The organism is Streptomyces sp. NPDC090127 (assembly GCF_044746945.1).
Lineage (GTDB): Bacteria > Actinomycetota > Actinomycetes > Streptomycetales > Streptomycetaceae > Streptomyces.
Genome location: NZ_JBIVDE010000002.1, coordinates 757556 through 781967 on the forward strand (window position 1 = coordinate 757556; position 24412 = coordinate 781967).

Here is a 24412-nt window from a genome sequence, read left to right on the forward strand (position 1 = left end):
GCGTGGCGCCCCCCCCCTTGCACTCGCCCCCCACACCCCGCCCCCCCCCCGCGGGCGGCTACCGCGCGGGTTTGTGGGGGCCCGGGGCCCCGGGGCCCCCGCCCCGCCGCTCAGCGGCTCCACCTCCAGGTACCGTCTGCGGCGCAGTCCCCGGTAGAGCAGTGCCTCCCAGCCGAGCCGCTCCAGTGCGGGCACGCACGCGCCGAGGGCGGACTCCTCCGCCTGGGCGGCCCCGCCGCCGGGCGGGCCCACCCACTCCACGACGGCCGTGCCGGGCCGCTCCCCTGCCGTGACCCGGTACCCCGTCGCCACCCTCGCGCCCGTGGCGTCCACCGCCGAGGGCGTGACGCCCGCCGCCTCCAGGGCGAGGGCCACCGCCCGGACGGGCCGTCTTCGCTCCCACTCGGCGGGCCGCTGCCGGGCGTCCCCGCCCGCGCCCTCGCCGCCGGTCAGCCGCCGGATCTGGAGCAGCCCCTCGACGGCCGCCCGCACCTCACGTGACCTCTGCTCCACGTCTCCCTCCGGCAGCGGCGGGGCGTCGCCCGTCGCCGCCTCGAAGGTCCCCCGATGCGTCGTCATGCCCCCACGGTAGGGCTCGCCACTGACAGCGGCGGCGTCCGGCTCAGCGCTGGGCACGGCCGCTCGTCACCGCGTAGTACTGCAGATCCTGGCGGTCGATCGGGCGCTGGACCGGGAAGCGGCTGCGGACCGTGGTCGTGGTCGTGCCGGAGCGGACGACGGTCGCGGAGCTGTGTCCGGTGCGCAGGGGCAGCAGATGCGCGTGGACGCCGGCCGGCGCGCGGTGGCCGCTCGCCGTGGTGCCCGTTCGGGTACGGACGTCGGCCGGGGCGGTGAGGAAGGAGAGCACCTCGACGGCGTCGCGGGGTGTGGCGGTGCCCGGGCGGGGCCGTATCACCTGGGGTTGGCGCGTGGTCGGCGGCAGGTCGTCGACGAACTGGACGCGGGCGGTGAGGTAGAGCGTGTCGCGCAGGATCGTCGGCCAGGCGCCGGTCTTGAAGCGGGTCAGGTAGTAGGAGGAGAGGTCCAGGTAGGCGTGGCCGTTGTGCGCCGAGGGTGCGAGGTGGGTGCCCTCGGAGTAGTCGTTCCAGGTGGTGAGTTGGACCCAGTCGGCTCCGGATGAGATGGCCGCGTTCCAACTGGCGCGCAGCGTCTCGGTGTTGCCGGCCTCGTCGTAGACGCCCTGGTTCGGGCGGGCGTCCTGGACGGAGACCGGGTGCATCCAGATCCTGCCGAGCTGATGGGCCCGTTCGGCGTCGGCCGCGGCTCCGGACTGGCGGTCGGGGCTGCGGGCTCCCCATGCGGAGAGGCCGTGGCTGATCGCGGCGTAGCTCTCGCGGTCCGGGGTGAAGTCGAGGAAGAGCGGGACGAGCGCGGTCCTGATGCCGTGCCGGCTCTCCAGTTCGCGCATCATCGCCCGCCACCAGTCGGGGTCCTTCTCCTCGGCCTTGAACGGGGAGACGACGAGCCGGCCGTCCGCCAGCCGGTGCGCCGAAGGGTGGCGGGCCAGTTCGGCCAGGTGGTCGGCGAGCGAGACCGGGGTGGCATCGGTGAGTGCCGTCATGTCCGGCATGAGCTGGATCCGGAAGCCGGGGTCTTCCTCGTGGGCCGCCGCGAGCAGCAGTTCGGCGCGGTCGCGGTGGCGTCCGCTCTCGGAGAGCAGGTCGAGGGTGAAGCCGTCGAGTCCGGCGTCGCGGGCGGTGCGGATCTCCTGGCGCAGGTGGGCGAGTTCCCAGTCGCCGGTCTCGGGCGCGGCCGGGAGCGGGCGGTCGCGGAGCAGCCCTCCGTAGGCGCTGTGCTTGCCCTTCTCGCCGTCCGGGGTCAGGTAGTTGCGCGTGTAGTAGTCGCGGTCGGCGGGCTCGTTGTCGAGGGAGAGGGGGTAGGGGGTGAAGTAGTGGGCGAAGACCAGCTTGGGCGAGCGGCGCAGTTCGGCGGGCGGGGGCAGGTCGAAGGGGAGGGCCGTGCTGTACGCCTCAGGGGGCGCCGACCCCGCGTCGGCGGGTCCCCCGGCGCGCAGGGCGCCCGCGGTGCCGATGCCGGCCCAGGCGCCGAGGAGCAGCACCGCGAGGGCGAGCCCCGGGGCGGCTCTGTGCCGTCCGGGCGCCCGATGGGTCCGGTCTGAGGACCTGTCAGCCATGGGCGTCCCTAAGGTCGGTGGAGCCGCTCGCCGGGCCCCGCACGGGTTCGCGGCCGCGCGGGCTGGCTGTAGTACAGCCCATGACCGGCGGTGGGACAACCACCGTCGAGCATGTGGCGGACGGCTGCGACCGTTCTAGCGCGTACCGCTTCCGAGCCGGTCGGTGCGGTGAGCGGCGACGTACGCGGCAAGGGTGTCGTTCCGCATCGCCGCCCACAGTGCGTCGGATTCCTTGGTGTCGAGGAGGACGACGGACTGCCCCTTGATCGTGTCGGTGCGGGCGACGGGGGCGTTCATGAAGACCATGTCGCCCGGGCGGACGGACTTGTTGTCCCAGAGGAGTTCGCGCAGGTCGGCGTCGCTCAGGCGGTCGTCGACGCTGACGCTCGCGGTGAGGTCGTCGAGCAGGTCGGCGGCGCGGACGGGGTTGGTGAGGTTGCGGGTGGTCATGGTCTTGGTGAGGACGGCGCGCAGGAAGTTCTGCTGGCGCTGGGTGCGGTCGAGGTCGCCGCGCGGCAGGTTCTTGCGCTCGCGTACGTAGACGAGGGCCTGCTCGCCGTTCATGTGGCGGACCGTGCCGTCGACCCGGAGGTCGACACCCCCGACGGTGTCGGTGAGCTTCTTGAAGCCCTCCCAGTCGATGATCCCGAGGTGGTCGACGCGGACGTCGGTGAGGCGTTGGACGGTGTCGATGAGCAGGGGCGGGCCGCCCCAGGAGAAGGCGGCGTTGAGCTTGGCGGTGCCGTGTCCGGGGATGTCGACCCAGGAGTCGCGGGGCAGGGAGACGACGTAGGCGCCGGTGTGGTCGGCCGGGAGGTGGACCAGCATCATCGTGTCGCTGCGCTGGGCTCCGTACCGCCAGGACGGCGCCTTGGCGTCGCGCCCGGTGGTGGGCAGGTCGGAGCGGCTGTCGACGCCGACGAGGAGGAAGGTGAGGCCGCCCTTGGACGGGGCCGGCTGCTCGGCGGACGGGACGTGGGTGGGGAAGGCGTCCGGAATGCGGTCGACCTTGCCGGTGTAGTGCTCGACCGCCCACCAGCCGGCGCCGCCCGCCAGCAGGATCCCGATGCCGAGCAGGGCGAGCGCGCCCAACAGGACGCGTTTCGGGCTCACTCGACGCTTACGCGTGGTCACGGATGGTGTGCTTTCCGCCACATCCGCAGCGCTTCCCTCCATACCGACCCCGTCCCCCTCCGACACCTGCCCGCCCCCTCGACCACCGGTCCGACGTGCGCCAACTCCCTCGGCACAGACGTATCATGCGGGCGGCCGTGTCCACACCGGTCGCGATGTCACGAGATGGATTCGCCATCACCTTCTGAGGTCGTTCGCGTGAACTGCAGCGGACGTGCGCGTGTATGTCGTACTGTTCCGGCGTTGCGACGCTTGTTCGTCGGTCAGGGGGTCGACGGGCAAGGTGGCGAACGTCGACACGTGCCTGGGGGGTACATGTGGCATGCCCGCACCACTGAGACCAACTCCACTGGATCCGCTGCCGGTTCACCGGCCGCCTCGACACGCTCCCGTACGAAGGCGGGCTGGTACCCGGTCGTCGCACTGACCGTCGACGCCCTGGGGGTGGGCGTGCCGGTGGCGCTGACCCTCGCTGTCGAGCGCCAGCCGAACGCCTACACCGGCGCTCTCGTCGCCGCCCTGTCCTGGGTGACCGTTCGAGCCCTGCGCCGGAGGTACACGCGGCGTGACCTCGGGGAGTCGCGGGGCAGCCTGCCCGTCCTGCACGACTGGCTGATCCTGCTCGGCGTACTCGCCGTCCTGCGGGCCGCCGCCGATCTGCGCCACCCGGCGCTGCTCTGCCTCGCCGTGCTGCTCCCGGCCCCGGTGCTCACCCTGGCCTGCTCGAAGCTGACCTGGCGACACCTGGTCGCCGCGCGCCGGAAGGCGCAGGTGGTCACCCGCGTCCTGCTCCTCGGCGAGCCCACGGCGGCCGGTGACGTCGCCGAGCATCTCGCCGGACGGACCGAGCACCCGTACGTGGTGGTCGGCGTCGTCGCGATCGGCGAGGGCCCGGTCCGCACCGGCGCTCCGGTCGCCGCGCGCCTGGGAGTCCTGCCGCCGGAGAGCGCCGACGGCGACACCTGCCATGTCCTCACCGCCGCACGCGAGTTGGAGGCGGACGTCGTGCTCGTCGCGGCCGGACCCGGGATGGCGGGCGAGCGACTGCGCCGTCTGTCCTGGGGGCTGCACGACGCCGGGACCGAACTCGCCCTGGCGCCGGGCCTGGTGGAGTGCGCGGTCAAGCGCCTGGAGACCACGTCGGCGGCCGGGCTCGCCCTGCTCCGGGTCGCTCCGCCGCTGCGCAGCGGGGTCCAGCCCGTCCTGAAGTCCGTGATGGACCGGGCGGGGGCCGCGCTGGGTCTGCTGCTGCTGTCCCCGGTGTTCCTCGCGATCGGCGCCGCCGTGCGGCTCGGCTCGCAGGGCCCGGTGTTCTACCGGCAGGTGCGGGTCGGCCAGGGCCGGGCGCCGTTCGTGATGTGGAAGTTCCGCACGATGTTCCTGGACGCCGACGCCCGCAAGGCGGAGCTGGAGCGGTCCAACGAGCACGACGGGCTGATGTTCAAGATGCGCCGCGATCCCCGCGTGACCCGCGTGGGCCGGCTCCTGCGGCGCACCTCCCTCGACGAACTACCGCAGCTGATCAATGTGTTGCTCGGTTCGATGTCGCTGGTCGGGCCGCGCCCGCCGCTGCCGGAGGAGGTGGCGCGGTACGGGGACGTGGAGCTGCGGAGGCTCGCCGTACGGCCGGGGATGACGGGGCTGTGGCAGATCAGCGGCCGTTCGGACCTGTCGTGGGACGAGACCGTGGAGCTCGATCTGCACTATGTGGACAACTGGTCGTTCACCAGCGACGTGGATGTCATGGCCCGTACGTTCCGCGCCGTCGTCGACGGTCGCGGAGCGTACTGACGGGCCCGGCCGCCACATGGCCTCAGTGCTGTCGCCGCCACCAGGCGTAGGTGGCGGCGATCCCGTCCGGCAGCGCGACGGCCGGCTTCCAGCCGAGCCCGGTCAGCCGGGAGACGTCGAGGAGCTTGCGCGGGGTGCCGTCGGGCTTGCTCGTGTCCCAGGCGATCCTGCCCTGAAAGCCCGTCACCTCGGCGATGGTCTGAGCGAGTTCGCGGATGGTGAGGTCCTCGCCGCAGCCGATGTTGACCGGCTCGTCGCCGTCGTAGCGGTCGAGCAGGACGGCGCAGGCGGCGGCGAGGTCGTCGACGTGCAGGAACTCCCGGCGCGGGGTGCCGGAGCCCCAGAGGGTGATCTCGTCCCTGCCCTCCTCGCGCGCCTCGTGGAAGCGGCGGATCAGGGCCGGCAGGACGTGCGAGCTCTCCAGGTCGAAGTTGTCGCCGGGGCCGTAGAGGTTGGTCGGCATCGCGGAGACGTACCGCGCTCCGTACTGCTTCCGGTACGCCTGGATCTGCACGATCCCGGCGATCTTCGCCAGCGCGTAGGCCTCGTTGGTGGGCTCCAGCGGGCCGGTGAGGAGGGCGTCCTCGGTGATGGGCTGAGGGGCGAGCCGGGGGTAGATGCAGGAGGATCCGAGGAAGAGCAGGCGGCGGACGCCCGCGGCGTGCGCGCCGGCGACGACGGCCAGCTGGATCCGGAGGTTGTCCTCCAGGAACTGCACCGGGTAGGTGCTGTTCGCCATGATCCCGCCGACCTTCGCGGCGGCGAGCACGACGGCGTCGGGACGGGACTCGGCGAGGAACGCGGCGGTCCGCTCGGCGTCGCGCAGATCGAGCTCGGCGCGGGTCCTGGTGATCACCTCGTGTCCGTCGGCGGTGAGCAGGCGGGCGATCGCGGAGCCCACGAGGCCGCGATGGCCCGCGACGAATATCCGGGCCCGCTCGGGCAGGTACGACGTCGATGCGCTCAGCGAGGCGCTCGTCGATTCAGTCATGTCCCGGATCATGCCAGGCCGACCGGGGCCGTAGTACGGCAGATCGGCACTTCAGGCTTGTAACACACCATATCCGCATGACACGGACCGGCCGGGGGCCGGTCCGTCAGGGAGGGGCAGCACGTATGGGCAAGACCGCACTCATCACCGGCGTCACCGGGCAGGACGGCTCGTATCTGGCCGAACTGCTGATGTCCAAGGGCTACACGGTGCACGGCCTGGTCCGCCGCTCGTCGAGCTTCAACACCGAGCGGATCGACCACATCTACCAGGACCCGCAGCAGGCGAACCGTTCCTTCGTCCTGCACCACGCGGATCTCTCGGACGGTGTGGCGCTGGTGAACCTCCTCCGCGACATCCGCCCCGACGAGGTCTACAACCTCGGCGCGCAGTCGCATGTGCGGGTCTCCTTCGACGCCCCGCTGTACACGGGCGACGTGACCGGTCTCGGCGCGCTGCGGCTCCTGGAGGCGATCCGGGCGAGCGGCATCGACACCCGGATCTACCAGGCCTCCTCCTCGGAGATGTTCGGCGCGACCCCGCCGCCGCAGAACGAGCAGACGCCGTTCCATCCGCGCAGCCCGTACGGCGCCGCGAAGGTCTTCGCGTACTGGGCCACGGTCAACTACCGCGAGGCGTACGGCCTGTTCGCCGTGAACGGAGTGCTGTTCAACCATGAGTCGCCGCGCCGGGGCGAGACCTTCGTGACCCGCAAGGTGACCCGCGCCGTCGCCCGGATCAGGGCCGGCCTCCAGGACCGGCTGTATCTGGGCAACCTCGAGGCCGTACGGGACTGGGGGTACGCCCCCGAGTACGTGGACGCGATGTGGCGGATGCTCCAGCAGGACGAGCCGACGGACTACGTGGTGGCGACCGGAGTCCCCTCGACCGTACGGCAGTTCGTGGAGACGGCGTTCGCGCACGCGGGGCTCGACTGGGCCGAGCACGTCCGGTACGACCCCAAGTACGAGCGCCCGAGCGAGGTGGACGCCCTGATCGGCGACGCGAGCAGGGCGCGGGAGCTGCTCGGCTGGACGCCGGCCGTCCACGTGGAGGAGCTGGCCCGGATCATGGTGGACGCCGATGTCCGGCTCATCGAGGACCAGTTGGCCGGGGCGACCGTGCGCATCGACCGCTGACCTGCGGCTTCCGGTCCGCCAGGGGCCCACGGAGCGGTGGCGACCCTGGCGGCCTCGGGGCCGGACGGCACGGGATTGGCCAAGTGGCCTTATCGGGTTGTCACTTCGTCGTACAGTTCCCATTCATCACATGGCAGATGCACCACTTCACGCCACAATGACTGGGCTATCACGCCTGGGGGGAACATGCGTAGATCCTGGGGGCTCACCGCTGCCCTCGTCCTGACCGTCGCGGCCGGAGCCGGGGGCTCGTTGGCCCCGACGGCCGCGGCCCTGACGCCGCCGGTGGCCTTCACCGCGGACGATCTGCCGACCTGGCAGACCAACGGTGTCGTCTGGGCACTGGCCGAGACGAACGACACCGTCTTCGTCGGCGGGACCTTCTCCGAGGTCCGTCCGCCCGACGGCGGCACCGGTACTCCGCGGAGCGCCGTCAACTTCGCGGCGATGGACGCGGCCACGGGCGCGCCCACCGACTGCACCCTCTCCTTCACCGTCGGCAGCGGCACCGCGACCGTGCGGACCCTCGTGGTCTCGCCGGACAAGAAGACGCTGTACGCGGGTGGTTACTTCGGCGCCGTCAACGGCACCCCGGTCTCCAGCCTCGCCGCGATCGACATCGCCACCTGCGCGCCGAGGCCCGCCTTCACCCCGAGCTTCCCCGCGACCGTGCGGGCCCTCGCGGTCACCGACACCACCATCTACGCGGCCGGGGACTTCGGCACCGTCGAGGGACAGACCCGGCAGCGTTTCGCGGCGATCACCACCGCCGGCGCGCTGCTGCCGTTCACGGCCAACGCCGACGAGCCGGGCCGCGCCATCGAGGTGACGCCGAACGGACAGCACGTGCTGCTCGGCGGCGACTTCTTCACCGTCAACGGCGCCAACTCGCACGCCCTGGCCGTGGTGAACGCCACGACCGGCGCGGTGACCAAGGCGTACCCCGGCTTCATCCAGACGAGCTCCGTCGTCAAGGACATCGAGACGGACGCCACCGGCTTCTACACGGCCAACGAGGGCACCGGCGGCTTCGACGGGCGCATAGCCCTGAACCTGTCGGACTTCGAGCAGCGCTGGCGGGACACCTGCCTGGGTGCCACCCAGGCCGTCCGCGTCCATCAGGGCGTGCTCTACAGCGCCTCGCACGCGCACGACTGCGCCAGTGTCGGCGAGTTCCCCGACGGGCGCCGTTACCACCTGCTCGCCCAGCCGACCACGTCGACCGGCAAGCTCGGCTGGTTCCCCGACACCAACGACGGCATCGGCGAGGGCATCGGTCCGCGCGCCTTCACCATCTCGGGCAGCGGCGCCACCAAGTACCTCTGGGTGGGCGGAGAGTTCACCACCACCAACGGAGCTCCCGCGCAGGGGCTGACCCGCTTCGCCTCCGGCCCCGACACCGGCGCGCCGACCGTCCCGGTGGCCGGCGCCGCCGCCGTCGGCCCGAACGCGGTCCAGGTCCGCTGGCGTTCCAGCCTCGACCTGGACGACTCCCGGCTGACGTACAAGGTCTACCGCAACGGCGCCGCGACGCCGATCGCGACCGTCCAGGGCGACTCGCTGCACTGGGCGCGCCCCCAGGTGTCGTTCAAGGACACCGGAGTCACCCCGGGCCAGACCTACAGCTACCGGGTGACGGCCGAGGACGCGGTCGGCAACACCAGCGCCCTCTCGGCGGCGTCCACCGTGACCGTGCCGACCTCCCCCGAGCCGTACGCCTCCCGCGTGATCGCCGACGGGGCCTCGCTGTACTGGCGCTTCGACGAGTCGACCACGCCGTACGCGGCCGACTCCTCCAACGCCGACAACAGCGGCCTGTACGTCAACGCCCCGGCGCTGCGGCAGACCCCGGGCGCCGTCTCCGGTGCCTCCACGGCCGTCGCGCTCAACGGCACGGACGAGCAGATCCACAGCGACCGGCGGCAGACCGTCACCGGCCCCTTCACCATCGAGACGTGGTTCAAGACGACCACGAACCGCGGCGGCAAGCTGATCGGCTTCGGCAACAACACCACGCGTAACAGCACCAGTTACGACAAGCACCTGTACATGACGAACTCCGGCAACATCGTGTTCGGCGTGTACAACGGGTCAGCGCGCACGCTGACCTCCTTCGGCTCGTACAACAACGGCGCCTGGCACCACGCCGTGGGCACCCAGGGTCCGGAGGGCATGCGGCTGTACATCGACGGCAAACTGGCCGGCTCCAACAGCGTCACCACCAACCAGCAGTTCGACGGCTACTGGCACGTCGGCGCCGACAACCTCGGCAGCTGGCCGCTGCGTCCGACGAGCACCTTCTTCGCCGGTCAGATCGACGAGGCAGCCGTCTACCCCTCGGCGCTCACCGGCACCCAGGTCGCCCAGCACCACAGCCTGGCGTCCGCCCCGGCCGACACGGTCACCACCGTCACGGCCTCGGAGGACACCTACGCCAACGCGGGCGCGCCCGGCACGAACTACGCCACGTCCAGCTCGCTGGCGGTCCGGGGCACCTCGGCGTACGAGTCGTACCTGCGGTTCCCGCTGCCGGCCGCTCCGGCCGGCAAGGTCCTCAAGAGCGCCCGGCTCGCGGTGAAGACGACGACGATGACCGGTGCGGGCTCGACCGACTCCGTGTCGGTCGTACCGGTCACGGGGGCATGGGCCGAGGACACGGTGACGTACAACAACCGGCCCGCCCTCGGCGCGAGTGCGGTCGGGACGCTCGGCGGGGCGGTGGACGGTTCGGTCGTCTACTCGGCCACGCTGAACACCTCGGCGGTCTCGGCGGCGCTCGGCGGCTCGTACAGCCTGGCGCTGACCAGCACCGGGACGGACCCGCTCTGGCTCTGGTCGTCCGAGGCGACGGCGGCGGAGGGCACTCCGCAGCTGGTGCTCACCTTCGGCGCGCCGTAACCGGTCGCCGTCCCTCCATCACCGGATGCGGGGCCCGGCCGACCGGGCCCCGCATCCGACGTACCACGGGAGTTCCCTCATGCGTCGACCTCTTCACCGGCGCCCGGCAGCCGCGGCGGCCGTGCTCGCCGCGCTGCTCGCCCTGACCGCCTGCTCCTCCGAGGGGAAGGGCGGGGGCGCCGCCCCGGACGGAACGCCGCGGGCGGCCGGGCCCACCCGGTCGGCGGCCGTCCCCGACCGGCAGGCCGAGGTGGCGCCGACCGGGCCCACGCCGTCCGCCACCAAGGGTCCGGTCGTCCCCGACTCCGCGCTCAAGCCGGTCACCGGATCGTTCACGGAGAAGGAGAAGGAGTACCTGAGCGGGCGTGTGCCGCAGCACACCGACCCGGCCGCCGTGCTCCAGACCGGCCAGGAGTCCTGCCAACGCCTGGAGCGCACCGCCAAGCGGGACAAGGACGCGGCGGTCGGCGCGATCCTCGTCGGCGACGTCCCGGACGCCGAGGCGGTCATCACCCACCTGTGCACCGCTCAGCGGCCGCTGCTCGCGACCGCGAGGACCGGCTTCGGCGAGGGCACGGTGAAGGCCCCGAAGGCGGGGAGCTACCGCGCCCTGACCACCAACCCGGCCTGCGTATGGCAGGCCCTCGGCGCGGACGGCAAGGTCCTGGCCGAGGGCCCGGCGAACGGCTCCGAGGGGCCGGTGCGGGCGAACGTGCCCGTCGGCGCCCGGGAGTTCACCTCCAGCGGGTGCTACGCCTGGCTGCCCGCGTAGCGACGCCCACGGGGGTCTACGGGCGGGCGGCCGCGGTCGCCGCCGCCCGCTCGTAGACCCCGAGCAGCGTGTCCAGGACGGCGTCCATCGAGAAGGCCTCGGCGGCCAGCTTCCGGGCCGCCGCGGACGCGGCGTCCTGTGCGCCGGGCTCCAGGAGCGCGCGGACGGCCGGGGCCAGGCCCGCCGCGTCCTCGACGACCCGGCCCGCACCCGCTTCCGCGATGTCCCGGGCGAGCCCGTTGGAGGTGGTGACGACGGCCGGGGTGCCGACCGAGAGGGCCTCCAGGACGGACATCGGGAACGGCTCGTCGACGGAGGGCAGGACGTACACGTGCGCCCGGCGCAGCTCGTCGAGCATCCGCTCGGACGTGAGCGCCCCGGGGCGGCTCACCCGGTCGCCGACGCCGAGTTCGGCGACGAGCGCGTCCACGGCGGCCCGCTCCCCCTCGTCGGGTCCCGCGAGCACGAAGGTGGCGTCGGGGTGGTGGCGCAGGATCTCCGGGACGGCCGCCACGAAGTCGGTCGGCCGTTTACGCGCCTGGAGCCGGGCGGCGTACAGGATGCGCGGCGGGCCGGTCGGTGCGGGTCGTGGCTCCTGCGCCGGTACGCCGTTGACCAGGCGTACGGCTCCGGTGAGGGGGCTGCCGACGACCGCGTCCAGGTCGCGGCGCTCGCGGTCGGTCAGATGGAGGACGGCGGCGGCTCCCCGCAGCACGCGCCGGACGGCGACCGCGTCCAGGAGCTTGGCGAGCGGCTTGGCGCTCGGGTCGACCATGCCGTGCGTCTGGAGCACCAGGGGCCGGCCGGCCCGGAGCGCGGCCAGGGCGACGGGCAGTGTCACCAGGTCGCGGGCGAGGTGGACGTGGACCACGTCGGCGTCCTTGACCAGTGCGCCGGCGGCGGCGAGCAGGGCGGGCGAGGTGATGCCGCTGAAGCCCAGCGGGAGGGCGGAGCGGGCCCGGTAGAGCCGGGCGGGCACGCCGTCGACGTCGGTCGGCAGAGCGCCCGGGAAGCCGTCTGCGAGGGCGGTCAGCCGGACCTGGTGGCCGCGTGCGACGAGGCCCCGGGAGAGGTTCACGGCGACCCTGACCGGGCCGCCGAAGGCGTGGGTGGGGCTGTGCAGCGTGACCGCGTGCAGGACCCTGAGGCGGCTCACGCGGGCACCGGAACGAGCCGGCGGCCGGCGGCCGTGTGCAGGGTGAGCTCCGGGAGGTCCGTGTGGAGCGTCGTACCGGCGGCGACGACCGCGTGGCGGCCGACGGTGACGCCGGCGAGGACGGTGGCGCGGGCCGCGATCCAGGCGCCGTCCTCGACGGTGACCGGGGCGTTGCGGTAGCGGAAGTCGGCGGCCCGGTGGTCGTGGCTGCCGGTGCAGAGCAACGCCTCCTGGGAGACGCAGACATGGGCGCCGAGGGTGATGGGCTCCAGGTTGAGCAGCCAGGCGCCCTCGCCGATCCAGGTGTGGTCGCCGACGGTCAGCTTCCAGGGCCACAGGATCCTGACGCGATGCCGTACGAGCACGCCGTCCCCGATGGTCGCGCCGAAGGCGCGGAGCAGCGCGACGCGCAGCCGGGCCGGGCAGAACCAGGCCATGAAGACCGTGTTCATCACCGCGAACCAGAGGGCCTGCACGAGTATGCCGCGGCCCTTGTCGTATCCGGCCAGCGTGAAGGCCGGTAGATTCCGCATGAGTTCACCCCCACCGGCGCCTCCCCAGGCGCCCGGCGTTCAGACTAACGGTTGCCGCGAGGTGACAGGGGGGCGTCGGTAGACTGGCGCGAAGTGAGGGGCCGGGGTGGGGACTTCGACGGCCGGGGAGCCGCGGTTCCCGGGGCTTCAGGGGGCGCGATGACGACCGATGGGCGCGGTACGCGGACCCCGGCGCGGCCGGAACCCGTCGTACCGGCGCCGCTGCTGCTGGCGCCCGCCGTGTCGCCGCGCACGCTGCTGTCGCGGGCCCTGTCGATCCCGCTCGTGCTCGGCTTCACGGTCTTCCTGCCGCTCCTGGTCGCGATCCAGCCCGGCGCGGGCGTGCACGACGCCGCGTACTACCTCCAGATCGCCCTGACCATGTACGCCGGGGCGCGGCTCTCGGCGATGATCCTCACCGGTCGGCGCAAGCTGCTCCAGGGGTCGTTCTGGCTCTTCGTCTACATGGCGATGGGGGTGGCGCCGCTCGCCCAGGCGGTGCTCGGCCGGGTGCCGACGCCGGTGGTGGGTCCGCGTTCGGACCTGACGACGGCGGTGGCCCTGGTGCTGGTCGGCTGCGCGGCGTTCGACGTGGGCGCCTTACTGGCCCGGGGGCGCGCCGGGACGTCCCGGCGGGGCGAGGTGCGGCCCGCGCTGGTGCACCGGCGGCGGCTGTATCTGCTGGTCCTGTTGGCGTTCGTGTGCAGTGGTCTGTTCGTCGTGAAGCTCGGCGGGCCCGCCGTGTTCTTCTCCAGCCGTCAGGAGATCATCGCGGGGATCGAGGAGGCCGGGGTCTCCCAGGCCGACTCGCAGGCCGGGCAGGCGTTCCTGCGCGGCTTCGGGACCGTGCCCGCGCTCTTCGCGCTGCTGGTGTACTGCCGCTGGCTGGTGACCTCGCGGCGGGCCCGGCGCCGCCCGATGGTCGTCGCGGTCTTCGGGGCGCTCGTGCTGCTCAACCTGGTGGTGAACAACCCGATCTCGAACCCGCGGTACTGGTTCCTGACGGTGATGTTCTCGCTGCTGTTCACCGTCTTCCCGGTCAGCGCGGCGATGTACCGCTCGGCGCTCAGTCTGGGGGTGGTGATGGCGCTGATCGTCTTCCCGTTCTCCGACCGGTTCCGGTACGACGAGAAGAACTACCGTCCGGTGGAGACGACGTCGGTCCTGGAGCCGCTCGCGCTCAAGGACTACGACCAGGTGGGCATGTTCGCCAACACCATCACCCTGGTGAACTCCGGCAGCCGCCACCGGTACGGGCGTCAGCTGGCCGGTTCCGTCCTCTTCGCGGTGCCGCGTTCGGTGTGGGCGGGCAAGCCACGGGACACGGGGGTGATGGTCGGACAGTGGATGGGGACGGTCAACACCAATCTCTCCTCCCCCGTCTGGGCGGAGCTGTGGATCGACTTCGGTGCCGTGGGGATGGCCGCCGGTATGGCGGGTCTCGGCTACGCGGCGGCCCGGGTGGACGGGCGGTTCGCCCGCCGGGGCACGCGCAGGGCGCCGCCGGGCAGTCTGATCTCCCTGGTGGTCCCGCTGGTGGCGGGGTACTCCTTCATCCTGCTGCGCGGCCCGCTGCTCCAGGCCTCGGGCCGGGTGGCGATCGCGCTGATCTGCATCGCCCTGGTCACCACCTGGCGTCAGGACAGGGGCGCGGCGCTGCGCTGATCCTCCTCCCGGGGCGCGGTGGGCTCGGGCCGGGTGCGCGCCACCCGGGCCCAGGCCGCGAGGGCCTTCAGCGCCGAGCCGGCCGCCAGGCCCCAGGCGGCGCCGGCGGCGCCCCAGAGGGCGTGCCCGACGAGCATCAGGGCGACCGAGAGCAGCGAGAAGACCACCTGGACGGAGAGGGTGGCGCGGGGGCTGAGGACGCGCAGGGTCACCAGGGCGCAGGTGCCCGCCGCCATCACCGCGTACTGAGTACCGGTGGCGGGGAGCAGCGCGACGGTGGACTCCCAGGTGGCGCCGAGGAGTTGGCGGCCGACCCGGTCGGGCAGCGCGTACAGGACGGCGGCCCAGCCGAGCGCGGCGAGAGCGAGGACGGCGGCCAGGCCGGCGGCGGCCCGTACCGTCGCGCGGCGGGAGCCGGTCCGGCCGAGCAGCGGGGGGCCGAAGGCGTTGACCGAGGTGAAGAGCGTGTTCAGCGGGCCGAAGAGGGTGGTCGCGCCGCGCAGCGCACCGACGACGAGCGGACTCGCGAAGAGCCCGAGGCCGAGCACGGCCAGCTGGCTGGAGCCGCTGCCGACGGCGAACTCGACGGCGAACCGGCGGCCGAGGTGGCCCCGGCGCAGATACCCGCGGGGTGTGCCGCGCCGGTTCCTCACCGACGGGTACAGCAGGGCGAGGCCGAGCAGGACGGCGGGCAGCGCGGAGAGCCCCCAGACGAGGACGAGGCGGGCCGGTGAGGTGCCGTACGGCTGGAGCAGCAGCGCCGGTACGACACAGGCGAGCCGGAGCAGATCGGCGGCGAGGGCCCGCTGGGGCAGGCGCAGCGCGGAGAAGCCGTAGCGCAGGCCGTCCTGGACGAGAACGATCGGGAGGACCGCGCCGAGGGCGAGCACCGCGAGGCCGGTGGTTCCGCCGAGCCCGGTGGGGCCGGAGGGTTCCGTGGGGCTCCCGGGGCCGGCGGCTCCGGCGAGGCCGTCGATGACCGCGCCGGTCGCCACGAGGAGGACCCCGACGGCCGTGGAGGCGACGGCGGTGAAGGCGACGGCGGACCGGACCGCCGCGCCGACCTCGTGCTCCTCGCCCTTCTCCAGGACGACGCTCTGGCCGACGAAGGCCGCGCCCAGGCCGAGGAGCACGGTGAAGACGATGTACACCATGGAGAAGGCGGCGAAGCCGTCCGCGCTGGAGGCGCGCGCCGCGATCACCAGGACGGCGATGTTGGTGAGGCTCGCCGCCGCCTGGTCCAGGACCGAGGCGGCGACGGTGACGGCACGTCTCAACGGTCGCCCGCGCGGATGTCCCGGTCGCCGCGCAGGTCCTCCGCGCGGAGCGAGCGCAGGGCGACGGTGTCGGTACCGTCGCCGAGGACGATCTGTTCGGGCTCGGCGGCGAACTCGTCGGACCCGGGCGGGGGCGCGTACCGTCCGGCCGTGCCGGATCCACGACGGCCGCCCTGGTCCTTGCCGGCGCGGCGACGGCGGCCCGCGGTGTGGACGACGGCACCGAGGACGGTACCGCCCGCGCCCGCGATCAGCTCCCGGATGCGCTGGAGGTCCGTACGGTGGACGGCGCGCGGGTCGCAGACGACGAGGACGCCGTCGACACGGTCGACGAGCGCGAGGGCGTCCGCGTAGTTGAGGACGGGCGGGGCGAGGACGACGACGGTGGAGTTCGGCGAGTCGGCCTCGGCGATGCGCCGGGTGACCCGGGGGCCGGTGAGGGCGCGGGCCACGTTCCGGACCCGCTCGCCCGGTACCAGGCCGAAGGAGCCGGACTCGCCCGCGTCGACGATGAGTTGGCGCATGCCGGGCCAGCCGCTCTCCTCGTTGTCCATGCTCTCCGCCGGGCTGGTCCAGCGCGGCGCGATGGCGGCGTGGGCGCGCAGCCGGCCCTTGAGCGTGGGGTCGCGCAGGTCGGCCTCGATGAGCAGGACGTCCTTGCCGGTCTCGGCGAAGGAGGCGGCGAGGTGGGAGGCGACGGCGACGGCGGCCTGGTTGGAGCCGCGCGGTGCGACGACGAGGAGGCGTCGGCGGTCGGCGAAGCGCTGGTCGTAGGCGAGCCGGAAGGCGACGGAACGGTACTCCTCGGCGGCCCTGGCGTCGGTGTGGTCGTCGGCGAGGAGGACGTCGGTGGCGCCGCGCGGCAGGGTGCCGAGGACGGGGGCGCGGACCGCGCGGGCGACGTCGCCCGCGGAGCGCGGCGAGGGGTCGAAGACGAGCCGGACCCAGGCGGCGAGCAGGCCGAGCGCCACGCCGACGAGGGCGCCGAGGCCGAGGCTCATCGGCAGTCCGGGGCCGTCGGAGTAGCCCGGGGCGGTGGCGACGCGGATGACGGTGCCCGCGGACATGTCGAGGGACTTGAGCTGGCTGATCCGGGCGTCGAGTTCGTTGATGCGGTTGAGCAGGTTGGTCTTGACGCCGTACTCGGCGTCGCGGGCCGCCCCGTCCGCCATCCGGTCGAGTTCCTTGGTCTTCTGGTCGTGCTTCTTGGCCACCTCGTCGAGCTGCCGCTGCTGCCCGGCGAGCATGGTGGCCCGTACGTCGGTCCACTGCTTCTGCCGCAGCTGGAGGTAGGACTGGGTGACGGCGTTGGCGCGGTCGGCGGCGGCCTGGGGCGTGTCGGCGGTGTAGGTGAACTGGAGGACCTGGCTCTGCGGCGGGTTGGTGACCTGGAGGTCCTTCTGGAGCTTGCCGATGGTGCCGGTCCAGCCGAGCTTCTTCGCGGCCTGTTCGGCGACGCTGCTGCTGAGGGCGGTCTGCCGTTCGGACCCCATGTTGAGGGTCTTGTCCTGCGAGACACTGGGGTTGAACGGGTCGTTGACGGGGGCGCGCAGCACGACCTGGCTGGTGGCCACGTAGGTGTCGGCGTTCGACATGCCGAACCAGACGCCGCCGAGCAGCCCGAGGCCGATGCCGGCGCCGATGATCGCGCGGTAGCGAAGGAGTTGGCGGAACTGGTCGCGCAGCAGCTCCGGTTCGTCGTCCTCCACCGCGGTGACGTGCGAGTGTGTCACGTGCCCGGACCCCCCAGAGCCTCGTCGATGAGTGCGTCGATCCGGGCGAGACCGGCCGCTCGGGTCAGATGGGCCGCGACATGGCGGGGCCCCTGGGCGCCGAGCGCTTCGGCGGCCGTCGGATCCCCGCCGAGTCTACGGATCTCGGCCAGCAGCGCGTCGGGATCTTCCGGAGGTACGAGCACTCCGGCGCCGGAGCGGAGGACTTCCTGGGCGGTGCCGCCCTCGGCGGCCACGGCGGCGACGACGGGACGTCCGGCGGCGAAGTACGAGGTCAGTTTGGACGGCACGCTCATGTCGAGGACCGAGGCGCGCTGGGTGACGGCGAGGACGTCCGCCGCGGCGAGGGTGTCGGGGAACTCGTCGTCGCCGACGGGGTCCAGGAAGTCGAGGTTGGGGATGCCGGCGCCCAACTGCTCCAGGTGAGAACGCTGGTTGCCGTCACCGAGGAGGACGATCCTGGTCTTCGGGTCGCGTCGGGCCGCTTCGACCAGGACGTCGAGCCCCTGCTTGAGGCCCATGTTGCCGGAGTGCAGGACCACCGTCTCGCCGTCGGCCCAGCCGAGCCGCTGCCGGGTCTCGGCGCGGGAGCCCGAAGGACCCTGCACATGGGACCAGTTGGGGACGAGCCGGATGCGACCTCGGTCGACGCCCAGGGCGGCGACCTTGTCGACGAAGGTCTCATGGATGACGCCGACGAGCGTGGCGCGGCTCAGGGCGTACGTCTCCGCGCGGGCGGCGAGCGCGGCGGCGCGGTCGCCGCCCCGGATGCCGCTCTGGGCGGCGGCCGCGCCCATCAGGTCCTGGACGACGGGAACGTACGGAACACGCCAACGGGTCGCCAGGCGGGCGCCGATGATGCCGCCCGCGAGGCTGGGCATCTGGGCGAGGACGGCGTGCGGCCGCGCCATCGAGGGCGGTGCGAGGAGACCGTGGGCGAGCACGCTCGCCTCGAACGCCGCGCGCTTCAGGGCTGTTTGGCGGGGCGGTACGGTGTGGCGCCTGCGGTGGACGACGACCCCGGCGCGCTCCTCGGTACGCCGCCAGGTCCTGGCGTAGGCCGGGTCGAGGGACCAGGAGGGGTAGTGCGGCATGCCGGCGAGGACGTGGGTCTCGTGGCCGCTCGCCGCCCAGTGCTCGGCTATCTGGGTGGCGTAGGGGCCTATTCCGGCGTGCTCCGGGGCGTAGTTGGTGGACACCATCAGCAGGCGCCTGCGCCCGGCCGGTGCGTCCGGTCCGCTCTCCCCCACCGTCACTCCGCCCACGCGACCGCCCCTCTCCCCCGTACGCGCACCGGACTTCACCCTAGTCGTTCACCCACTCTCAACGGAACGTGCACGCTATCGTCGGAGCTCCTTCGCGCTGGGGAGCGCGAACGCACCTGGGGGGACTGGCACATGACCGCAGGAAGGCCGTACCGCGTCGGCTACGCACCGGGGGCCTACGACCTCTTCCACATCGGGCACCTCAACATCCTCCGCCACGCACGCAGTCAGTGCGACTACCTGGTGGCGGGGGTGGTCTCGGACGAGATGGCGGAGCTGGCCAAGGGCCGTCGGCCGGTGATCCCACTGGTCGAGCGCCTGGAGATCGTGCGCAACGTGAAGTACGTCGACGCGGCCTTCGTGGAGACGGTGCCGGACAAGCTGGAGACCTGGAAGCAGGTCCGGTTCGACGTGCTGTTCAAGGGCGACGACTGGCGCGGCACGCCCAAGGGGGACCGGCTCGAGAGGGACTTCGCGGGGGTGGGGGTGGAGATCGTCTACTTCCCGTACACAATGCACACCTCCAGCACCCAGCTCCGGCGCGCGCTCGACCTCCTGACGCAGGAGGCCGAGCCGGGCGCGGGCGCCGGGACCGGCATGGGCGGGATCGCCGGCGTCAGCGAGGGGCTGCGCTGAGTTCGCGGAACCACTTGGCGAGGAAGGCCACGAGGAACAGCGCGCTCGCCGCGCCGAGCGCGGTGTAGGTCCAGCGGAACGCCGTTCCGCCGCCGATGAGCAGGAAGACCAGGCAGAAGACGCCGTGGTCGACCGGGAGGAGGGCCACCGCGCGGAGCGTCGACGGCTGGGCGGCCGGGGTACCGGCCGCCGGTCGGGGCTTGAGCTTCTCGGTCAGGATGCCGCCGAAGAAGGTGAGCACGGCGGCGAGTTGGAAGCCAAGGGGGACCAGGAGCCAGCCGTCGGCGTCCGTGCCGAAGTGGCCGGGGTGGCGGTAGAAGGCGATCAGTACGGCGATGTGCAGCGCGGTGATCTTCGCGCAGTCCACGACGTGGTCGAGCCACTCCCCCGCCGGGCTGCCGCCCCCGCGCAACCGGGCGAGCTGCCCGTCGGCGGAGTCGAAGGCGAAGCCGACGGCCAGACCGAGCCAGACCAGCAGCCCGAGCGTCCACGACGGTGTGCCGAGGGTCGCTCCGGCGACCGCCGCGAAGCTGAACACCGCGCTGACCAGAGTGACCTGGTTGGGTGTCAGCCCGGCCGCGTACGAGCCGGCCGCGAGGAAGCGCCCCACCGGGCGGTTGACGAACCGGGAGTAGAGCGAGACCCCCTTCGCGGACTTCTGGGCCGAACTCAGCTCGGTCAGCGCGGTGCCGATCGTTCCCGTTCCCACGAACCCCCCCGGGTCATGTTGCGCACGGCCGTTCGCCGTACAGCTGTGCGTGATGGTGGCGCACATCATGACAGGGCCGGGGGGTGTCCGTGACCAGGGTCGCCCGGCCGTCGTCCGGGCGGGGACGGCCGGATTCCCACCCTCTGGACCCGCTAGGCGTCCACAGCGTCCGCGTGGCGGTTCTCCTTGATGGTGATCCGGCCCTTGCGGATCGTCGCCAGGCGCGGGGCGCGGCGGGCGATGGCGCTGTCGTGGGTGACCATCACGAAGGTCAGGCCGTGTTCCTTCCAGAGCCCTTCGAGGAGGTCCACGATCTCGTCGCGCATCGACTCGTCGAGGTTGCCGGTCGGCTCGTCGGCGAGGAGGACCTTGGGCCGCTTGACCAGGGCGCGGGCGATCGCCACGCGCTGCTGCTGTCCGCCGGAGAGCTCGGACGGCAGGTGCGCCCGCCGCTCGCCGAGGCCGACCGACTCCAGCGCCTGAGCCGCGAGGCCGCGCCGCTCGGCCGCCTTGATGCCCATGGGGACGAGCGCGGTCTCCACGTTCTCCTGGGCGGTGAGCGTGGGGATGAGGTTGAAGGACTGGAAGACGAAGCCGATGTTCTGGCTGCGGACGGCCGTCAGCCTGCTCTCCGGCAGTTTGGCCAGATCGACGCCGTCCAGGACGACGCTGCCCGAGGTGGGCCGGTCAAGACCGCCCAGCATCTGCAGCAGCGTGGACTTGCCGCCGCCGGTGGGTCCCTGGATCACCAGGCGGTCGCCCTCCCTGATGGTGAGGTCGATGCCGTCGAGCGCGTCGACCCGCTCATGGCCCCTGCGGTACTGCTTGGTGACGCCGGTGAGTTCGTACATGGTGCAACTCCTGCGATATCTGAGGGGGTTCGGCTAACCGGCGGGGCGGCTGCTCGGCTACTCGACGCGGCGCAGCGCGTCCGCCGGGCGCAGGCGCGAGGCGCGCCAGGCGCCGAAGCCGCCCGCGACGAGCCCGCCGCCGAGGGCGAGGAGGACGGCGAGGCCCACGGTGGTGACGCTCACCGGCGCGGTGAGGGCGATGTCCAGGGTGTTGCCCGCCGCGGCGTCGCGGACCGCGGTGGCGCCGGGGCCGCCGAACATCCGGCCCCCGCCGGGGCCGCCGCCGCTCGCCGCGCCGCCGCCGAGTTCGGCGGTGAGGGTGGGACTGACGGCGGTCACCAGGTACGCGCCCGCGAGGCCGACGGCGATGCCGAGGGCGCCCCCGATGAGGCCGTTGACGAGCGCCTCGCCCATGACCTGCCGGGTGACCCGGCCGCTCTTCCAGCCGAGCGCCTTGAGCGTGCCGAACTCGCGGACGCGGCGGCTGACGGCGGAGGAGGTGAGCAGTCCGGCGACGAGGACGGCGGCGACCAGGACGGCGTACGAGAGCCACTTGCCCACGTCGGTGGCGAGGTCGGCGGCGGTGTCGAGGGAGCCGGAGACGGTCTCGGCGAGGTCGGCGGAGGTGGTGACCGTGGTGCCGGCGACGCTCTTCTGGATGGCGGTCTTGACGGCCTCGATCCGCGTCGAGTCGGCCGCCTGGACGTAGACGGTGGTGATCTTGTCCTTGGAGTCGGACAGGGTCTGCGCCTGCGTGAGCGGCAGGTAGACCTGGGCGGCGGCCTGGCCGCTGTCGGCGGTGGCGATGCCGATGACCGCGAATGTCACCGCCTTCACGGTGAGGGTGCCGCCGACGTCGAGGCCTTCCTGCTTGGCGTACGCGCTGTCGACGACGACGGCCTTGGCGTCGGTCTCGGTGGTCCGGAACGTACGGCCCTTGGAGATCGTGGAGGTGGTGAGGGGGCCGAGGTCGGGGGCGGTGACGTCGGTGCCGTAGAGGCTGAAGGAGTTGACGTCGAAGGCGGCGCCCCCGCCCTCGACGCGCCCGCCGCCGCCGGTGCCGGCGCCGCCGCCTGCACCTCCCTCGGTGCCGCCGCCCGGGCCGCCGGGCTGGGCCGGCTGCGTCTGCTTGAACTCGCCGCGCTTGAACTCGCCGTCGATCTTGAGGTTGGTGAGGCTGAGGCCGCCGACGGCGTGGGCGACACCACTCTGCTTGGCGACGGTGGCGACGGTGGAGGCGGGCAGGGTCTGGAAGCCCTGGACCATCAGCCGGTCGCTGCTCTGCTCCTCGCCGTCCTCGTTGGCGTCGAACTGGAACCGCGGCCGCTGCGCCGGCTCACCGGCCTTGGGCTCCTCGCGGGCCTTGGTGACGGTCAGATCGGTGCCCAGACCGTAGAGAGATTCCAGGACCTGGGTCTGGGCCTGCTTCATACCGGAGGCCACGGAGTTGACGACGATGACCAACGCGATCCCGAGCGCGAGCCCGGAGGCGACGACGAGCGCCGCCTTTCTGCGACGGCGCAGCTCGCGCCGGAGGTAGGTGAAGAACATGTGCGCGAAGCTAGGGGCGGGCCGTGATGGCTGGATAAGGCCTGCGTGAGAGTGGGATGAGAGTGGAGGGGGGCGGGGGGCGGGGGGGGACGGGGTGGGGACGGCGGGGGTAACTGGGGGGAGGTGGGGCGGGCGCGGGACGGCGGGCGGGGGGGGCGCGGGCGGGCGGCCGGGCGGGCGCGGGCCGAGGCGGGGCGGGTTCGGGGGGCGGTTCGGGGTGAGGCAGGTCGAGGGCGGTTCGGGGTGAGGCAGGTCGAGGGCGGTTCGGGGTGAGGCAGGTCGAGGGCGGTTCGGGGTGAGGCAGGTCGAGGGCGGTTCGGGGCTGGGCCGGTGGGCGCGGGGCCCGGGACGAGTGTGGGCGGGCGCTGGTCGAGCCGGGAGGGCAGCCAGGCGTGGGCGTGCGGGCAGGGCCGGGGTCGGGGCGGTTCGGGGCTGGGCCGGTTGGGCGGCCGCGCGCGGGCGCGGGCCGGGACGGGCGTGGGCGGGCGGGGGTCGGGCCGGGTGAGCGGCCAGGCGTGGGCGTGCGGGGTCGGGGTCGGGGTCGGGGTCGGGGTCCGGATCAGGGTGCGTAGGCCAGGGGGTCCTTCAGGACCTCGCGGATGACGTACGCGGCCGCGCCGCGGGAGGCCGGAGTGGCGGGTGAGGCTGCGCGGAGGCGGCCCGCCGAAGGGGGCCAGAGGCCGGAGACCACGCGGCGGGTGAGTTCGGCGTCGACGGCCGGGCCGAGACGGGCCATCAGGCGGGGGTAGATCCCGCCCAGGACGACGGCCTCGGGATCGAGCAGGTTCACCGCACCGGCGAGCGCGAGGCCGAGCATCCGGCCCGCCTCCTCCACGGCGGCCACCGCCCGGGGCTCCCCCGCGTCGGCGGCGCGTGCCAGCTCCTCCACCCCCGTGGCGCCCGCCGCACGCAGCAGCGCCGCCTGGCCCGCGTACTGCTCCAGGCACCCGCGCGAGCCGCAGCGGCACAGCGGGCCGTCGGCGGCCACGGGCAGGTGGCCGATCTCGCCGGCGAAGCCGTGGGCGCCGCGCAGCAGTTCGCCGTTGACGACGATCGCGCCGCCCACACCGATCTCGCCGGTGAGGTACAGGAAGCTCCGTACGTCGGCGAGGGCGCCGAACCACAGCTCCGCCAGTGCCGCCGCGTTCGCCTCGTTGTCCGAGGTGACGGGGAGCGGCGGCCCCGTCCGGCCTGCCACGCCGGCCGCGCCGAGCCGATCCCCCGCACGGGTTCGGCCCGCCGCGCCCGCCTCGCCCGCCGCGTCCCGCAGGACCGGCTCACCCGCTTTACCCGCCTCGCTCGCCGCGTCCCGCAGGACCGGCTCGCCCGCCTTACCCGCCTCGCCCGGCTCACCAGCCCCACCCGCCACGCCCGTCGCCCCGGACCGCAGCGCGGTGAGGGCCTCGTCGAACAGTCGGTCGGCCGCCACTCGGTTCCAGCCGAGGTTCGGGGCCTGGTGGACGGTTCCGTACGAGACGAGGCCCGGCAGGGCGAGCCGTACCCCGGCCGGGCGCAGGTCCCGCTCGGACGCGTCGCGCAGCGCCCGCGACGCGAGCCCGGCGGCGCGCGCGAGGACCTCGGCGGGTTCGGCCGCGCGGTTGTCGAGGGACTCGGTCATCCGGACGCGGTCGGCACCCGCCAGGTCGACGACGCACACGGAGACGTAGTCGACGTTGATCTCGACACCGAGCCCGGCCGGACCGGTGTCGGCCGGCTTCAGGACCGTTCCCGGCCGTCCCGCCTGCCCGCTGAAGGTCTTGCCCGACTCGACCAGGAAGCCCTGCTCCATGAGCTGTTCGACCAGGGACGAGACGGCGGCGCGGGTGAGTCCGACGCGCGCCGCGACGGCCGCGCGGGTCGTCTCCCCCGCGTCGTGGACGGTCCGCAGGACGAGGCTGAGGTTGTGCCGCCGCACGCTCGCCTTGTCGGCCTTGGGCTCCCGGCTCTGTGGGGTCGTCTTCATCGTCGCCGAGCCTAATCCCCACCCGCACCTTCTCCCTCACCCCATCGCCCCTCCGTCCCCTGCCGTCGCCTGCCATCCCCTTCCCGAGGAACAGTTCACTCACCGAACGGTCTGCGCTACCGTCGGCCGCGAGCCCTCCCCCGCTGTTACGGCGGCCAGGGCTTCCCCCGTGCCGACGACGACAACGCTCCCC

18 protein-coding genes and 1 pseudogene are annotated in these 24412 nt (G+C 73.2%); 6 read left to right on the top strand and 13 right to left on the bottom strand.

All coding sequences use genetic code 11. The features are described from left to right. Positions 1-93: 93 nt before the first annotated feature. From ACIPPS_RS09020 to ACIPPS_RS09030, 3 genes and pseudogenes are all read right to left on the bottom strand, one after another. Positions 94-579 (bottom strand): annotated as a pseudogene (locus ACIPPS_RS09020) (hypothetical protein); the annotation flags it as partial. Between the two features lie 43 nt (positions 580-622). Beyond that, the gene (locus ACIPPS_RS09025) at positions 623-2155 is read right to left on the bottom strand and encodes a glycoside hydrolase family 71 protein (RefSeq protein WP_401428659.1); all 1533 of its coding nucleotides are present in this window, start codon (positions 2153-2155) and stop codon (positions 623-625) included. A 135-nt stretch (positions 2156-2290) separates the two neighbouring features. Further along, positions 2291-3289 (bottom strand): LCP family protein, encoded by a 999-nt coding sequence (locus ACIPPS_RS09030; RefSeq protein WP_401428661.1) that lies wholly within the window; start codon positions 3287-3289, stop codon positions 2291-2293. A 300-nt stretch (positions 3290-3589) separates the two neighbouring features. On the opposite strand from ACIPPS_RS09030, the gene ACIPPS_RS09035 reads away from it, so the two are divergent. Then, on the top strand, positions 3590-5080 hold the full coding sequence (locus ACIPPS_RS09035; protein ID WP_401428663.1) for a sugar transferase: 1491 nt from the start codon (positions 3590-3592) through the stop codon (positions 5078-5080). A gap of 22 nt (positions 5081-5102) precedes the next feature. Here the strand turns inward: ACIPPS_RS09035 and ACIPPS_RS09040 are convergent, their stop codons facing one another. Continuing rightward, positions 5103-6071 (bottom strand): GDP-L-fucose synthase family protein, encoded by a 969-nt coding sequence (locus ACIPPS_RS09040; protein ID WP_401428666.1) that lies wholly within the window; start codon positions 6069-6071, stop codon positions 5103-5105. Between the two features lie 125 nt (positions 6072-6196). On the opposite strand from ACIPPS_RS09040, the gene gmd reads away from it, so the two are divergent. From gmd to ACIPPS_RS09055, 3 genes are all read left to right on the top strand, one after another. After that, the gene (gene gmd / locus ACIPPS_RS09045; RefSeq protein ID WP_401428668.1) at positions 6197-7210 is read left to right on the top strand and encodes a GDP-mannose 4,6-dehydratase; all 1014 of its coding nucleotides are present in this window, start codon (positions 6197-6199) and stop codon (positions 7208-7210) included. A 186-nt stretch (positions 7211-7396) separates the two neighbouring features. Continuing rightward, positions 7397-10108, top strand: coding sequence for a DNRLRE domain-containing protein (locus tag ACIPPS_RS09050; protein WP_401428670.1), 2712 nt, complete (start codon positions 7397-7399; stop codon positions 10106-10108). 79 nt (positions 10109-10187) lie between these two features. Further along, positions 10188-10880: a hypothetical protein gene (locus tag ACIPPS_RS09055; RefSeq protein ID WP_401428673.1), complete on the top strand. Its 693-nt coding sequence runs from the start codon at positions 10188-10190 to the stop codon at positions 10878-10880. 16 nt (positions 10881-10896) lie between these two features. Here the strand turns inward: ACIPPS_RS09055 and ACIPPS_RS09060 are convergent, their stop codons facing one another. Together ACIPPS_RS09060 and ACIPPS_RS09065 are read right to left on the bottom strand one after the other, a co-directional pair. Further along, positions 10897-12036 (bottom strand): glycosyltransferase, encoded by a 1140-nt coding sequence (locus ACIPPS_RS09060; RefSeq protein WP_401428676.1) that lies wholly within the window; start codon positions 12034-12036, stop codon positions 10897-10899. Further along, positions 12033-12569, bottom strand: a complete 537-nt coding sequence (locus tag ACIPPS_RS09065; protein ID WP_401428678.1) for a WcaF family extracellular polysaccharide biosynthesis acetyltransferase — start codon at positions 12567-12569, stop codon at positions 12033-12035. Before ACIPPS_RS09065 ends, ACIPPS_RS09060 begins: the two co-directional genes overlap by 4 nt. A 159-nt stretch (positions 12570-12728) precedes the next feature. Here ACIPPS_RS09065 and ACIPPS_RS09070 point away from each other — a divergent pair, with 159 nt between their 5' ends. After that, complete coding sequence (locus ACIPPS_RS09070) at positions 12729-14234, top strand: hypothetical protein (RefSeq protein ID WP_401428681.1); 1506 nt, start codon at positions 12729-12731, stop codon at positions 14232-14234. Here the strand turns inward: ACIPPS_RS09070 and ACIPPS_RS09075 are convergent. The 3 genes from ACIPPS_RS09075 to ACIPPS_RS09085 are packed head-to-tail and all read right to left on the bottom strand — an operon-like array spanning position 14207 to position 18446. Continuing rightward, positions 14207-15511 (bottom strand): hypothetical protein, encoded by a 1305-nt coding sequence (locus ACIPPS_RS09075; RefSeq protein ID WP_401428683.1) that lies wholly within the window; start codon positions 15509-15511, stop codon positions 14207-14209. The two genes, ACIPPS_RS09070 and ACIPPS_RS09075, sit on opposite strands and share 28 nt — an antisense overlap. After that, positions 15508-17244: a lipopolysaccharide biosynthesis protein gene (locus ACIPPS_RS09080; protein WP_401428686.1), complete on the bottom strand. Its 1737-nt coding sequence runs from the start codon at positions 17242-17244 to the stop codon at positions 15508-15510. Before ACIPPS_RS09080 ends, ACIPPS_RS09075 begins: the two co-directional genes overlap by 4 nt. Beyond that, a complete protein-coding gene (locus tag ACIPPS_RS09085) occupies positions 17241-18446 on the bottom strand; it encodes a glycosyltransferase family 4 protein (protein WP_401429547.1) in 1206 nt (401 codons plus the stop codon). The genes ACIPPS_RS09080 and ACIPPS_RS09085 overlap by 4 nt, the downstream gene beginning before the upstream one ends. Before the next feature lie 195 nt (positions 18447-18641). Here ACIPPS_RS09085 and ACIPPS_RS09090 point away from each other — a divergent pair, with 195 nt between their 5' ends. Continuing rightward, positions 18642-19145, top strand: coding sequence for an adenylyltransferase/cytidyltransferase family protein (locus ACIPPS_RS09090; RefSeq protein ID WP_401428688.1), 504 nt, complete (start codon positions 18642-18644; stop codon positions 19143-19145). On the opposite strand, the gene ACIPPS_RS09095 is transcribed toward ACIPPS_RS09090, so the two are convergent. The 4 genes from ACIPPS_RS09095 to ACIPPS_RS09110 all read right to left on the bottom strand — a co-directional run bounded on the left by ACIPPS_RS09095 (position 19126) and on the right by ACIPPS_RS09110 (position 24219). Next, entirely contained in the window at positions 19126-19854 is a 729-nt protein-coding gene (locus ACIPPS_RS09095) for a CDP-alcohol phosphatidyltransferase family protein (RefSeq protein ID WP_401428690.1), read from the bottom strand. The genes ACIPPS_RS09090 and ACIPPS_RS09095 overlap by 20 nt on opposite strands. Positions 19855-20006: 152 nt before the next feature. Further along, a complete protein-coding gene (locus ACIPPS_RS09100; RefSeq protein WP_401428692.1) occupies positions 20007-20705 on the bottom strand; it encodes an ABC transporter ATP-binding protein in 699 nt (232 codons plus the stop codon). Positions 20706-20762: 57 nt separating this feature from the next. Beyond that, positions 20763-22256, bottom strand: a complete 1494-nt coding sequence (locus ACIPPS_RS09105; RefSeq protein WP_401428694.1) for an ABC transporter permease — start codon at positions 22254-22256, stop codon at positions 20763-20765. A 559-nt stretch (positions 22257-22815) separates the two neighbouring features. Beyond that, complete coding sequence (locus tag ACIPPS_RS09110) at positions 22816-24219, bottom strand: ROK family protein (RefSeq protein WP_401428697.1); 1404 nt, start codon at positions 24217-24219, stop codon at positions 22816-22818. Positions 24220-24412: the final 193 nt, after the last annotated feature.